The sequence below is a fragment of the Candidatus Blochmannia vicinus genome (assembly GCA_030020825.1).
GTDB classification, from domain to species: domain Bacteria; phylum Pseudomonadota; class Gammaproteobacteria; order Enterobacterales; family Enterobacteriaceae; genus Blochmanniella; species Blochmanniella vicinus_A.
The window spans coordinates 643,552-658,684 of record CP125213.1; the positions used below are offsets into that span (position 1 = coordinate 643,552).

Annotated in this window: 11 protein-coding genes and 1 tRNA gene; 9 read left to right on the forward strand and 3 right to left on the reverse strand. The window is 29.5% G+C overall.

The features are described from left to right. Positions 1-132: 132 nt before the first annotated feature. On the forward strand, positions 133-1,368 hold the full coding sequence (locus tag QMA81_02745; protein ID WHL25193.1) for an Nramp family divalent metal transporter: 1,236 nt from the start codon (positions 133-135) through the stop codon (positions 1,366-1,368). Positions 1,369-1,623: 255 nt separating this feature from the next. Here the strand turns inward: QMA81_02745 and QMA81_02750 are convergent. The 3 genes from QMA81_02750 to prmB all read right to left on the reverse strand — a co-directional run bounded on the left by QMA81_02750 (position 1,624) and on the right by prmB (position 3,969). Continuing rightward, positions 1,624-1,695: transfer RNA gene (locus QMA81_02750), tRNA-Arg, on the reverse strand. Between the two features lie 271 nt (positions 1,696-1,966). Then, positions 1,967-3,031 carry a chorismate synthase gene (aroC, locus tag QMA81_02755; GenBank protein ID WHL25194.1) on the reverse strand — a complete coding sequence of 355 codons (1,065 nt, stop codon included), beginning with the start codon at positions 3,029-3,031 and terminating at the stop codon, positions 1,967-1,969. A 17-nt stretch (positions 3,032-3,048) separates the two neighbouring features. Beyond that, on the reverse strand, positions 3,049-3,969 hold the full coding sequence (prmB, locus tag QMA81_02760) for a 50S ribosomal protein L3 N(5)-glutamine methyltransferase (GenBank protein WHL25195.1): 921 nt from the start codon (positions 3,967-3,969) through the stop codon (positions 3,049-3,051). An 842-nt stretch (positions 3,970-4,811) separates the two neighbouring features. Between prmB and fabB the strand changes: the two genes are divergently transcribed. From fabB to nuoC, 8 genes are all read left to right on the forward strand, one after another. Then, positions 4,812-6,026, forward strand: coding sequence for a beta-ketoacyl-ACP synthase I (gene fabB, locus QMA81_02765; GenBank protein ID WHL25196.1), 1,215 nt, complete (start codon positions 4,812-4,814; stop codon positions 6,024-6,026). 500 nt (positions 6,027-6,526) lie between these two features. Beyond that, a complete protein-coding gene (locus tag QMA81_02770; GenBank protein WHL25197.1) occupies positions 6,527-7,660 on the forward strand; it encodes a 4-phosphoerythronate dehydrogenase in 1,134 nt (377 codons plus the stop codon). Between the two features lie 494 nt (positions 7,661-8,154). After that, complete coding sequence (truA, locus tag QMA81_02775) at positions 8,155-8,940, forward strand: tRNA pseudouridine(38-40) synthase TruA (protein WHL25315.1); 786 nt, start codon at positions 8,155-8,157, stop codon at positions 8,938-8,940. Positions 8,941-9,297: 357 nt separating this feature from the next. Next, positions 9,298-10,161, forward strand: a complete 864-nt coding sequence (accD, locus tag QMA81_02780) for an acetyl-CoA carboxylase, carboxyltransferase subunit beta (GenBank protein WHL25198.1) — start codon at positions 9,298-9,300, stop codon at positions 10,159-10,161. Positions 10,162-10,254: 93 nt separating this feature from the next. Then, positions 10,255-11,535 (forward strand): bifunctional tetrahydrofolate synthase/dihydrofolate synthase, encoded by a 1,281-nt coding sequence (gene folC / locus QMA81_02785; protein WHL25199.1) that lies wholly within the window; start codon positions 10,255-10,257, stop codon positions 11,533-11,535. A gap of 681 nt (positions 11,536-12,216) precedes the next feature. Further along, positions 12,217-12,597: an NADH-quinone oxidoreductase subunit A gene (ndhC, locus tag QMA81_02790; protein ID WHL25316.1), complete on the forward strand. Its 381-nt coding sequence runs from the start codon at positions 12,217-12,219 to the stop codon at positions 12,595-12,597. After that, positions 12,594-13,274, forward strand: a complete 681-nt coding sequence (locus QMA81_02795) for an NADH-quinone oxidoreductase subunit B family protein (GenBank protein ID WHL25200.1) — start codon at positions 12,594-12,596, stop codon at positions 13,272-13,274. Before ndhC ends, QMA81_02795 begins: the two co-directional genes overlap by 4 nt. 82 nt (positions 13,275-13,356) lie before the next feature. Next, on the forward strand, positions 13,357-15,132 hold the full coding sequence (nuoC, locus tag QMA81_02800; GenBank protein WHL25201.1) for an NADH-quinone oxidoreductase subunit C/D: 1,776 nt from the start codon (positions 13,357-13,359) through the stop codon (positions 15,130-15,132). The last annotated feature ends 1 nt before the right edge of the window (position 15,133 follow it).

Sequence of the window (15,133 nt, forward strand, 5' to 3'; positions counted from 1 at the left end):
CGCAATCTCATTTATGGTGAGACTATAACTTTAAATTTGATCATTCAATGATTATTATTTCTATTATAATATAATTATTTTGTTTAAGTATATAAAGTTAGTCGAATAGATGATTTTATGAGGGCTATTAGTATGCTAAATAAGCAAGATACAGTAGTTGAGCATCGTTCTAGTAGAAAAATTAAATTTTCGTTACTTGGTCCTGCTTTTATAGCTGCTATTGGATATATAGATCCTGGAAATTTTGCAACTAATATACAAGCTGGAGCTACGTTTGGTTATCAATTATTGTGGGTTGTAGTCTGGGCAAATATTATGGCAATGTTAATTCAATTGCTTTCTGCAAAACTTGGAATTGCGACTGGAAAAAATTTAGCAGAACATATTCGAGATCAATTTCCAAGATCAGTTGTATGGATATATTGGATTCAAGCCGAAATTATTGCTATGGCTACAGATTTAGCAGAATTTATTGGAGCTGCTATTGGATTTCAAATATTATTCGGTATATCTTTGTTACAAGGTGCATTTTTGACAGGGTTGGCGACTTTTTTGATTTTAACCCTACAAAGATATGGTAAAAAGCCATTAGAATTTGTTGTGGGAGGTTTATTATTTTTTGTTGCGATTGCTTATGTTATTGAGTTATTCTATTCAAAACCTAAATTTCTTGTATTAGGTATGAGTGTATTATTTCCAATACTTCCAAATAGAGAAGCAGTATTTTTGTCAGCAGGAGTTTTGGGCGCTACAATTATGCCGCATGTTATTTATTTGCATTCTTCCCTTACTCAAGATAACAATATAACAGCAAGTAGAGCTGATCGATATGCTTCTACAAAATTAGATGTTGCTATCGCAATGACTGTTGCTGGATTTGTAAATTTGTCTATGATGGCTACTGCAGCAGCAGTATTTCATTACAGTGGCCATACTGGTATTTCTAATTTAAATGAGGCTTACTTAACGTTATCTCCTTTATTAAATCATACTGCTGCTACGGTTTTTGGCTTAAGTTTGACAGCCGCGGGATTATCATCAACAGTAGTAGGTACTTTAGCGGGACAAGTAGTGATGCAAGGTTTTGTTCATTTCCATATTCCATTATTATTACGTCGTGTTATTACTATGTTACCTTCATTTATAGTAATTTCTTTTGGAATTGATCCCACACGTATTTTAATCATGAGTCAAGTATTACTTAGTTTTGGAATTGCGCTTGCATTGATACCATTATTAGCATTTACTGGAAATGTTAAATTAATGAATGAATTAGTAAATTCTTTATTGATTAAGATGGTTGGTTGGTTAATAACAATAATAGTGATAATGTTAAATATATATTTGTTAATTGGTATTATTATTTAGTACATGGAAATAAATTAATATATAGAACTATTTTTTGAAAATCTTGATTTTTTGTAACAAATTAATTTTATAGATATATCATTGATATTAAATATGTTTTAGTTTAATGTATATATATTTTATACAGTGATACACTGTGTATCAGTTTTATTTTTTCATTAAGTATTTTTATAATTTTGTTAAAAATACAAGACAATTAATTGTCTGTTTTGGCATATATTTTATATATAATATATGTAACTATAATTATAATTGTGTCTTCGACAGGAATTGAACCTGCAATTAACCCTTAGGAGGGGTTCGTTATATCCGTTTAACTACGAAGACTTGTTGTTACACAAATTTTTTAATTGTTGATTTTATTCTATGTATAATTATTTATGTACTATTTTAGGTGATTTAAAAATGATAGATAAATATTATGTGTTAGAGTTGAGAATATATATTTAAAAAATGCATTTTATTTCTTGTAAATAAATAATTTATTAAGGTAACACAACATTTAAACTATATTTATTTATAGTTTATTTTAGATAAGTTGATACATAAATATGTTTATTTTAGTGATTGAATTATATATTTTAATTAAAAAATTTTATTATGATTTTCCACATTGTGCACGTTGTCTGAGTAAATGATCCATTAAAACGATAGCTATCATGGCTTCTGCTATGGGCACTACTCTTAATCCAATACATGGATCGTGGCGTCCTGTAGTAATGACTTGTGTTTCTTCATTTTTAGATGTAATGGTGTTTCCTGGTACTGTTATGCTTGAAGTGGGTTTGACGGCTATATGTATAATTATTGGTTCTCCATTGCTAATTCCTCCTAAAATTCCTCCAGCATTATTACTTTGAAATCCATTTGATGTCATTTCGTCTCGATGTTCACTACCGTGTTTTGTAACAACTGAAAATCCATCTCCAATTTCTATACCTTTTACTGCATTAATACTCATTAGTGCATGGGCCAAATCAGCATCAAGTTTATCGAATACAGGTTCGCCTAACCCAATTGGTATATTTTCCGCTATTATTGTTATTTTTGCGCCAATAGAATCTCCAGATTTTCTTAAATCATTTATTAATGCATCTAGTGTGCTTAATTGCTCAATATCAGAGCAAAAAAATGGGTTGTTATTTACTTGCTTCCAATCTTTAAAGTTACAATGAATATTACCTATTTGTGCTAAAAATCCACGAATTTTTATTTTTTTTACGTTAAATAGGTATTTTTTGGCAACAGCTCCTGCTGCTACTCGTACTGCTGTTTCACGCGCTGAAGAACGTCCTCCGCCTCGGTAATCCCTAAAGCCATATTTTTTTTCATAAGTATAATCAGCATGACCAGGCCGATATAAATTTTTTATTTCTTCATAATCTTGAGATCGTTGATCAGTATTTTTTATAAATAATCCTATACTGGTACCCGTTGTTTTTCCATGAAAAACTCCAGATAAAATTTCTACTATATCTAATTCTGATCGTTGACTAGTGTAACTAGAAGATCCTGGACGTCTACGATTTAAATCATTTTGTAGATCTTGTGTCGTTAAAGGAAGACCTGGAGGTACTCCATCAATAATACCACCTATTGCAGATCCGTGAGATTCTCCAAATGTTGTAACTTTAAAAAATTGTCCAATACTATTACCAGCCATTATAATTTCCTTAATTATTAAATTATGCAGTTGTTATTAAAAGATAATAATTGTTTATAAGTTAACATAAATACACCTTCTCCTCCGTGATAAAGTTGTAACCAATGAAAAGGTATATTTGGAAAGCATTTTATTAATGCCATTTTAGCTCTACCTACCTCGCATATAAAAATTCCATCCGTATTTAAATGATGTACAACGTTCATTAAAATTTTTTGGATTATCTTTAATCCATTATTACCTGCAGACAAGGATATCATAGGTTCATAATGAAATTCTCTTGGTAATTTATATATATATGCATTGTTTACATAAGGAGGGTTAGTTATTATTAGATCATATTTTGATTTTGGTAAATTTTTAAATAAATCTGAATAAATAGGAATAACACGATGTTCTAAATTATACAATTTAATATTGTGTTCGGCTACCTTTAATGCATCTATAGAAATATCTACCGCATCTACTTCAGATTTTGGATAGACTATAGCGATTGCGATAGCGATACATCCACTCCCAGTACCCATATCGAGAATGCGATATGGGTACTGGGGTAATAAATTATTAAAATGTGATGTGATCAGTTCTCCAATTGGAGAACGAGGGATAAATACTCGCTTATCTACGTAGAATTCTAGGCCGCAAAACCATGATTTAAAAGTCAAGTAAGGAACTGGTATGCGTTTGTCAATACGACGGTAAACTAGTTTGATTATATCTGCGCGTTCTTTTTTAGTTAGACGAGCTTGGTATATTTCTGTTGGAATATTTATAGGCAAGTTTAAACTAGGCAATATTAGATGTAATGTTTCATCCCAAAAATTATTAGTACCGTGACCATAAAAAATTGGATTAGCATTAAATTGACTGCTGCTCCAGCGTAACATATCTAGTATAGTGTGCATCTCTGTTAATATTTTTTTCGTTGTGTTATTCATAGATTATAGCTCCTATAATGAGATTAATATGTGTTTAAAGTTATTGTATTTGAGAATATAATGTTGTTTTAGGAAGAGTAGTATAAGAAGATGATTATATCTTTATTTCATAATGCCCTATTTAGGTAGGAATCTTAGTTTAATAGTGGGCATACATAGAGTAAAATACCTAAGATAGTAGAAATTTTGTCATAGATCATGTGCGTAACATGGTCGTTGTTAATTACGCGTGTTATTTTATAAAAATTTATACACTAATTTTCAACGCTACTATAGTATAGCGTTAATATATAAATAAATAAAGTTATTAATGATGAGTGTAATATTAATAAAGATTGTTAATATATTTCTTATCGAGATAGTATTCTTAATTTAAAAAATTAGTTGTTGGGTTACAGATAAATATTTACGCGTTGTTGATAAACTATAATTATCATTATTGTGTTTTTTTATGACTGTGTTACGATTTTTGAATCTATAGGATGTAGTGCTATTATTTTGATAAATACTATATTTTGATGATTAAGTTAATTATTAATTATATTTAGTGAACTAAATATAATTAGTTGCGCTAGCAATATGGTTAATGCCAGTTGGTATTGTAACAGTATAAATAGTTACAAGTAATACGTTTTGTATGTTGTATTGTAATTGAAGGAACAGTATTTCAAATATAGGTAAAATATTTTTGATTTGTTTGTGTAATACATAGTTAATTTTAAAAGACTGATCTATTTTTATGTTAATAATTGCTTCTATATGATTAATATTTTAAGTAGATTTTTTAAGATTTAGTGCAATTTTGATATTACAAAACATTATTGTCATGAGGTATATTAAATATGAAACGTGCTGTTATCACTGGTGTAGGGATTATATCAAGCATTGGAAATAATCAGAACGAAGTTTTAATTTCTTTAAAAAATGGTAGATCTGGAGTTACTTTTTCTCAAGAATTAGAAGAATCAGGCATGCGTAGTCATATTTGGGGTGATATTAAAATTAATACATCAGGATTAATTGATCGAAAAATTTCTAGATTTATGAGCGATGCATCCATTTATACTTATTTATCTATGGAGCAAGCTATAATAGATTCTGAATTATCTGAAAGTATGATTACTAATGATCAAACAGGATTGATTGTTGGATCCGGAGGAGGTTCGCCACGTAATCAAGTATCTGGGTCCAATGGGATGATTTCGCGTGGTTTAAGGGGGGTAGGTCCTTATATGGTGACTAAATCTATGGCTTCAGGTGTATCTGCATGTTTGGCTACTTCTTTTAAAATTCGTGGAGTTAGTTATTCTATTAGTTCTGCTTGTTCTACATCTACACATTGTATTGGAAATGCGGTTGAATTAATTCAATCAGGAAAACAATCTGTTATTTTCGCTGGAGGAGGAGAAGAATTATGTTGGGAAATGGCTTGTGAATTTGATGCTATGGGAGCGCTATCTACAAAGTATAACATGACACCAGAAAAAGCATCTCGTCCTTACGATATTAATCGAGATGGATTTGTGATTGCAGGAGGAGGAGGAATAGTTGTAATAGAAGAATTAACGCATGCCTTAAATCGTGGTGCTCATATTTATGCAGAAATTGTTGGGTATGGAGCTACATCTGATGGCTGTGATATGGTCGCTCCGTCTGGAGAGGGAGCGATTCGGTGCATGAAAATGGCATTAAAAGATGCTATTGGCCCAATAGATTATATCAATGCGCATGGTACATCAACCCAACTAGGTGATATTAAAGAACTTTGGGCAATTCGTGAAATTTTTGGTGATCAGCATCCTGCTTTTTCTTCTACTAAATCAATGACTGGGCATTCATTAGGCGCTGCTGGAGTTCATGAGACTATTTTTACTTTATTAATGTTAAAATATAATTTTATTGCTCCCAGCATTAATATTGATCATTTAGATCCTTATATAAAAAATATGAATATTGTTATCAATAAACCTATTTATCGTAAATTAACAACAGCTATGACCAATAGTTTTGGTTTTGGAGGAACAAATGCTACATTAGTTATGAGTAAATATTTTTAAAATATTGTTTTAACATTGTTGGTTATCTGATTAGTACTATAAATTTTGTACGTTTTATATCTGCAAAATCGTTGCTAATAAAAACCAAAATTTAGTTAGCAATATTGTGTTTGTTTTTATTAATTATATTTGCGCATAATGAGTGTTTTTTGAAATCTCATAAATTAATATTTATAGTGATAATATGATTGTGTGAGATTAATAAGTTTATTATTGACGGTATTTTATTATCTTTAATATTATATGTGTTTTATGGTGTCATTTTTTAAAACATTTGGATTATGATGATACTTAATGTGGGTTTGTTGATTTATATATATATTGTTGTTTGGTTTAGTGTGTAGATACGTGTTGTGTAAAAAAATTAAAATATAAGCAATTTATGAAAATAGATTTATGGAATGCTATATTCATATTGTTTTTAATTTTAAATTACATAGGATTGTGTAAAAGTGATTATTTTATTTATACATATATAGTAGTTTGTCTGGAGAATAAATTTGAGAATCTTGGTTGATAAAGATATACCTCATATCCGTAGATTATTTGGTTTATATAATAAAATAACTGTATGTGAAGGACGTATTATTTCTGCTAAAGATATAAGAAATATAGATATCTTGATAGTACGTTCAGTAACAAAAGTGAATCAAAAATTATTGGATGATGATTCTATAAAATTTGTAGGTACTACAACTTCTGGAATTGATCATATTGATCAAGATTATTTAAAAAAGTATGGAATTAATTTTGTTTATGCTCCTGGAAATAACGCTGTGGCAGTAGTGGAATATGTTTTTGCAGCATTATTTTGGTTAGCAGAGCGCGATAGATTTTTTTTACGTGATAAGATTATCGGAATTGTTGGGGTAGGACATATTGGTAGTTTGTTGCATGAAAGATTACATAGTTTTGGTATAAATACCTTGTTGTGTGATCCTCCATTAGAAAAAAAGAATATAAATAAATATAATCAGTCTTGGAATTCTTTTGAAAAATTAGTTTCTGACGCGGATATTTTAACTTTTCATACTCCTTTAATTTATAATGGAAACGATCCTACATGGCATATGGTTAACATTGATGTTTTAGAATCGTTATCTTCCAATTGTATTTTAATTAATACTTCTCGAGGTTCTATAATAGATAATAACGCATTATTAAAAGTGCTAGAACATGGTAAAAAATTGAATGTAGTACTAGATGTTTGGGAAACAGAGCCAGAGTTATCTTTACCTTTATTATCTTACGTAGACATAGGCACTGCTCATATTGCTGGATGCACACTTGAAAGTAAAACACGGAGTATTATTCAAATATATAATGAGTACTGTAAATGTTTTAATATTTTTGATACAGTTAATTTATTTGAGTTGGATTCTTCTGTTGTTTATTATCTGAAAGTACAGAAAAAAATAGATGAAATGTTGTTAAATAAATTGATTAAATTTGTATATGATATTCATTGTGATGATCTCTTATTAAGAAGATTTGCAGCAGTACCAGGAGGTTTTGATAAGATACGTAGATGTTATTTAAATCGTAGGGAGTGGTCTTCATTGTGCGTAGAAACTTATGTAGATTATAATAATGAAATATTAACTAATTTAGGTATGAATGTATGTTGTATATGATATTGTATATATGAATACAGTTTAATGTTATTTAAATACTAATTTTTAATTGTGTAATGTATATTGTTGTTATGTTTACTTTTTTAGGTGATTAGGGATTTATAATAAAAGGATATTTTGCACAAGATTATTTTTTGTATATTCTGATAAAATATTTTATGTGTTTTGTGTTACAGAGCGATAGTTATTGTAGTGTTTAGGTATAAAATACCACAACTAATATTTTTTTATGAAAGAAATTATTTTTACATGAGATATTTTGAATTAATAAGTAAATTATATATTAATTTCTTATAACTATAAAATTGATATTATCTCTAAATTTAGAAAATTTATGGTTTATATACGTTAATCAGGGCAAAATTGTTTTGTTATATATTTTATATGGGTTTTACAGTATTAGTTAGATATTATTGTTCTAATGCAGGGCTGATAGAACATTATTGATGTTTAATATAGATGTGTTATTACAATATCACAAAAATTGTAATGTGATGCAAAAATTGGCTTTAGGTATTGAATACGATGGTTCTTCGTATTGTGGTTGGCAAAAACAGAGAGATGTGCCTAGTATTCAAAGTTGTATAGAATATGCTATAAAAAAGATAACAGCTGAGCAAGTAGCTATATTTTGTGCGGGGCGTACTGATTCTGGAGTTCATGCTTTAGGACAAGTTGTTCATTTTGAAACTTGTTCTCGACGTTCAAAATCTGCTTGGACACTCGGTATTAATCATTATTTGCCATCAAAAATTTGTGTGCGTTGGGCTAAATTGGTAAATAAAAATTTTCACGCTCGTTTTAGCGCAATTTCTCGTCGTTATTGTTATGTAATCTACAATAGTTATATTAGATCTGCTTTATTGTTTAGCAAAACTTGGCACTATAAAAAATATTTAGATATTAATAAGATGTGTGATGCCGCTCATTTTTTATTAGGAGAGAATGATTTTACTTCATTTTGCGCGTCAGGTTGCCAATCATCTTCAAAGCGAAGAAAATTATATCATATACGTATTGTACGTACAGGGCAATGTATTGTGATAGATATTAAAGCAAATTCTTTTATATATCATATGGTACGAAATATAGTAGGGAGTTTAGTACAAGTTGGTTGTGGAGAAAAACCAACAACATGGGTTTTAGAATTGTTAAGTAATGGTAATAGATCGTTAGCTGGTGTAACTGCTCCAGCTAGTGGTTTGTATTTAGTAGAGGTGAAATATCCTTCATATTTTTATATTCCTTCTTCTTTTAGCAAGGAATTTTGGTGCGTGTAAATATATTGATATTTGTATTTTGTTATTTTTGTATATATGTTCTATATATTTCTGTTTTAACAGAAAATAAATTATAAAATAATTATAGTTATTTTTATGAATAGTATTCATTAAAATAGAATATTGTCATTGTATTTTTTAGAAAAATGTGCCATCTAATAATGATAATATAATATTAGTATTATATTATTATGTTATTGTCAATAATATTATGGTTTTGTTCAGTTATATCTAGAGATAGATGTATTTTTCTTATTAAAATTTGCACATAACGTAATATGTATAATATTAAGTATATGAATGCCATGAAGTAAATATGATGTAGTTAAAAAATAATTTAAAAATTAAAGGTTAAAAATGAGTTGGATTGAACGAATTATTAATAAAAGTGCCATTATTCCAACCCGAAAGATAAATATTCCAGAAGGTATATGGACTAAGTGTAATAATTGTGGGAAATTATTATATAAAAAAGAATTAGAGCGTAATTTAGAAGTGTGTCCTAAATGTGACCATCATATGCTGATTTCAGCTAGGGTACGTTTATTTTCTTTTTTAGATCAAGATAGTACATTTGAATTAGGAAGTGAATTAGAACCTAAAGATGTTTTAAAATTTAGAGATTTAAAAAGATATAAAGATCGTCTGCTTTCAGCACAAAAAATAACGAAAGAAAAGGATGCATTGATAGTTATGCAAGGTACTTTATATGGTATGGAGATTGTCGCTGCTTCTTTTGAATTCGCTTTTATTGGTGGATCAATGTCTTCTGTAGTGGGAGCTCGTTTTGTATATGCTGTAAATCAAGCCTTAAAAATTAAGTGCCCATTAGTTTGTTTTTCTGCAAGCGGTGGTGCTCGTATGCAGGAAGCTTTGATGTCTTTGATGCAGATGGCTAGGACCAGTGCTGCGTTGGCTAATTTACGTGCGCAATGTTTACCATATATTTCTGTTTTAACTAACCCTACTATGGGGGGGGTATCTGCTAGTTTAGCCATGTTAGGAGATTTAAATATTGCTGAGCCAAAAGCTCTTATAGGATTTGCCGGACCTAGAGTTATTGAGCAAACAGTTCGGGAAAAGTTGCCATTAGGATTTCAACGTAGTGAATTTTTATTAGAGACAGGATCAATTGATTTGATTATTCGTAGACCAGATTTACGACTCAGAGTAGCGGGATTATTAGCAAAGTTAATGAATAAACCAATGCCTCAAAGTTGATTACTGCAATTTATTTAAATAGGTATTTATGTTATTGTTGTTATTCAGGTTTTTATATTTATATGATTATAAAGTTGAAATGTTGCATAAGATATGAATAAAGTTTTATCTATCCCCACTGCTCAATCATCATTGACAGAATGGTTATATTATATTGAACGTTTAAGTTATGTGTCAATTGATTTAAGTTTGGATAGGATACGAAAAATAGCTATTGATCTTGATTTGATACATCCCGCGGCATATGTTATTTTAGTGGGAGGTACAAATGGTAAGGGAACGACATGTAGTGTATTAGAAACTATTTTATTAAATAATAATAACACGGTTGGTTTATATACTTCACCTCATTTACTTTCTTATAATGAACGGATTCGTATTTGCGGAAAAGAGCTACCGGATTATATTCATACTACAGCAATGTCTGCTATAGAAAATGCTCGTGATCAAATTGCATTGACTTATTTTGAATTTGTTACTTTATCTGCTTTATATATGTTTAAGCAAGAAAAATTAGATTTGATTATTCTTGAGGTTGGCTTAGGTGGTAGATTAGACGCTACTAATATTGTCGATCCTGATATTTCTGTAATCACTAATATTGCAATAGATCATACTGAGTTTTTAGGCACAAATCGTGATATGATTGCACAAGAAAAATCTGGTATTTTTCGTCCTAACAAACCAGTAGTAATCGGTGATAGTTGTCTTCCAATAACTATAAGTAAAATGGCTAAATATTATGGGGCAAGACTCTTTATACGGGGATGTGATTGGGATTTTCATATTTATGAAAATAAATGGATGTGGTGGGGTCGTTCTAACTACAATTGTTTCTTATATGATTTACCATTGCCTTTAATTCCATTGGAAAATGCTGCTACTGCATTAAGCGTGTTGTATTGGTTACCTTTTTTAGTTGCTAAAACAGCTATATGTCATGGGTTACGATTTGCTAATTTACCAGGACGTTTCCAGATTATTACTAATAGACCACTTGTGATTTTAGATGTGGGTCATAATCCTCATGCTGCTAATTATCTAGCTAAACGATTAGCTGCAATTCTTTCAGAAAGAACAGGTAGTGTAAGAATAGTTATAGGAATGTTAAAAACTAAAGATATTCAGGGTACCATATGTTGTTTAAGTCATTTGATTAATGTTTGGTATTGTTCTAACTTAAATACACCACTTTCTGCGAGTTCTGAGGAACTGTCTACTTTTTTGCTGAATTCTAATGTTCATAAATTTAGTAATGTATTAGAAGCTTGGAATCAAGCTATGTCTGATGCTACGTTTAATGATTGTGTTATAGCATTTGGGTCATTTCATACTGTAAGTCCAATTATGAGAAAAATAATGAATATCTATTAGCTTATTTATGGTTTGGTGTAAGTAGTAAATTAATGTTAGTACGTGATGATATCTAATAATAATTGAAAATTAAGAATTTTTAGTGATTGAGGCGCTAGATTTTTATAAATTATATATATTTTAGTGAGCTTATTGCAACATTATTAATTTAATAAACTTAGATAAATTTTTGTGTATGATTTGGTATTTATTTTTTTTGCAATGTTTTATAGAAAAATAGAGTAAGAGTAGATTTAGTTTTTATATTTTATTTTATTTATATAAATTAAACAGTTGTAATTATATTATTTTATGATGTGAATAAAATAATTTGTAAGAATATTTCATATGATATTAATATGTTGATCTTGTATAGTATAAGAATGATATTACTCTAATAGAGTATGTAATGCGTGATTGGAATTTGTATAATTATTAATTTAACTTGTATAAGATGTACATGATATTGTACAAAATAGTTTTACAAACTATATAAAATAAATTATTTAATAAATAATTATAAATCGATTTGTAATAAAATATTAAAAGTAAAAATATTTAAATTATTTGTTCATAAGAATCTAATAATTTGGTGTTGATGAAAGTAATTAATAATAAAATAAAAAGGTATATAATTTGTGTGATACTCATTATGTAGGCGTGATAACATTTATAGTTGGTATTTTAGTTTTATGTATTTTTATGTTGTTGTGTGGATATTTTTTGGGAGGACGTTCTGATTTACATATTAAAAATGTGCCATTTGAATCAGGTATTGAATCTGTAGGTAATGCTAGAATCAGATTTTCTGTTAAATTTTATTTGATTGCGATGGTGTTTGTAATTTTTGATATAGAGGGTATATATGTGTATGCTTGGGCTGTAGCCATACGAGATGTAGGTTGGATGGGATTTAGTGAGATTTTTATCTTTATTTTTGTTTTATTAGCTAGTTTAATATATTTGGTAAGAATTGGTATGTTTGATTGGACGAAACAATCAATACGACATAAAAATCATGTAAATCATTTTAATGTTGGTATTGCAACACGATTAAAAAATAGCACAAGGAAACAAGTATGAAATATACTTTAACGACAGCTAGAACAGATCCTAACGAAGATGATCGATTTCCTCTTCAAGACAAGAAAGTTGTATCAGATCCGTTAGAAAAAAATATTCAAAGGAATGTTTTTTTTGGAAAATTGAGTGTTTTATTGAACAAAATTGTTAATTGGGGACGAAGTAATTCTTTATGGCCTTATAATTTTGGATTATCTTGTTGTTATGTTGAAATGACTACCGCGTTTACTGCAATACATGATGTTGCTCGGTTTGGCTCAGAAGTGTTACGCGCATCTCCTCGGCAAGCAGATTTTATGGTTATAGCTGGTACACCGTTTATTAAAATGGTTCCAGTAATACAACGATTATACGATCAAATGTTAGAACCTAAGTGGGTAATTTCTATGGGGGCTTGTGCTAATTCTGGCGGTATGTATGATATTTATTCTGTAGTGCAAGGAGTAGATAAATTTCTTCCGGTAGATGTTTATATTCCTGGTTGCCCACCTAGACCTGAGGCATATATTCAGGCATTGTTATTATTGAAGAAATCTATTAATGAAGAACGACGTCCGCTTTCTTGGATATTGGGAAATAAAGGAATATATAGAAAAAATATGCAATCAGAACGGCAACGTAAAAGTAGTACTCGTATTGCAGAAACCATTTTCTCTGCTCCAGATGATAAGCTTTGATTTTTTATTTTAAATAAAAATGGTGAAATATGATGAATATTAAGGATGAGTTATTTAATGGTTATCATTAGTTGATGATATTATGCATAATAATCTTACAAGCAAGATTCCTACACATGTTCATTCAATATTGGCTGATTTATTTTCTGTATTTAGCGTTAACGATTTTGTACTGCAATCTTCTTATACTGGAATTTTAATAATTTGGATAAAACGTGATATTTTGATTCCAGTATTAACATTTTTGAAAACGACATCAAAACCATACATTATGTTATATGATTTGCATGGTATAGATGAAAGATTACGTATACATCGAGAAGGGTTACCAAAATCAGATTTTACGGTGTTTTATCATTTAATTTCCATATTACGTAATGATGATATACTTATAAAAGTGCCTTTATTAGAAAATTCTCTATATTTACCAACAGTTGTTTCTTTGTTTGTAAATGCTAATTGGTATGAACGGGAAACTTGGGAGATGTTTGGAATACATTTTAATAATCATCCTAATTTGGCGCATATAATTATGCCAAAGAATTGGAACGGATATCCGTTACGAAAAGAATATCCAGCTCGAGCTACAGAATTTAATTATTTTACTCTTACAAAACAAAAAGAAAATTTAGCAATGGAAGAATTATTATTTAAACCAGAAGAATGGGGTATGAAGAAACATGCAAAACATGAAAATTTTATGTTTCTTAATTTAGGACCTAATCATCCTTCAGTGCATGGAGTATTTCGTATTATTTTACAATTAAATGGAGAAGAAATTGTAGATTGTGTTCCAGATATTGGCTACCATCATCGAGGTGCTGAAAAAATGGGAGAACGACAAACTTGGCATAGTTATATTCCTTATACTGATCGTATTGAGTATTTAGGAGGATGTATAAATGAAATGCCTTACATTTTAGCCATTGAAAAACTTGCTAAAATTACAGTATCAGATAGAGTAAAAGTAATTCGGATTATGTTATCTGAATTATTTAGAATCAATAGTCATTTATTGTATATCAGCACTTACTTGCAAGATGTAGGAGTTATGACTCCAGTTTTTTTAGCATTTACTGATAGGCAAAAAATTTATGATGTTGTTGAATTAATTACTGGATCTCGTATGCATCCAGCATGGTTTAGAATTGGAGGAGTTGCTCATGATTTGCCTAGAGGTTGGGATTCTTTATTGAAAAAATGTCTGGATTGGATACCAAATCGTGTTGCTTTTTATGTTAAGTCAGCATTAGAAAATAGTATATTGAAAAAACGTGCTTGCGGTATTGGGGCATATAATGCCAAGGATGCATTAGATTGGGGAATAACAGGTGCAGGATTGCGCGCTACTGGTATTGACTTTGATATACGTAAATCGCGTCCTTATTCTGGTTATGAAAATTTTGATTTTGATATTCCAATAGGAAACGGCATTAGTGATTCTTATAGTAGAGTGATGTTAAAGGTAGAAGAAATATATCAAAGTGTACGAATTTTGGAGCAGTGCTTACAAAATATGCCAATAGGATCATTTAAAGCAGATCACCCTTTAACTACTCCACCGATAAAAGAATATTCTTTACGTCATATAGAGACGCTTATTACTCATTTTCTTCAAATGTCTTGGGGTCCTGTTATACCAGCAAACGAATCTTTTCAAATGGTTGAAGCTACCAAAGGTATCAATAGTTATTATTTAATTAGTGACGGTAATACTATGAGTTACCGCACGCGTATTCGTACTCCTAGTTTTCCTCATTTACAACAAATTCCATATGTTATTCGTGGTCGTTTAGTATCTGATTTAATTGTATATTTAGGTAGTATTGATTTTGTTATGTCTGATGTGGATCGTTAAT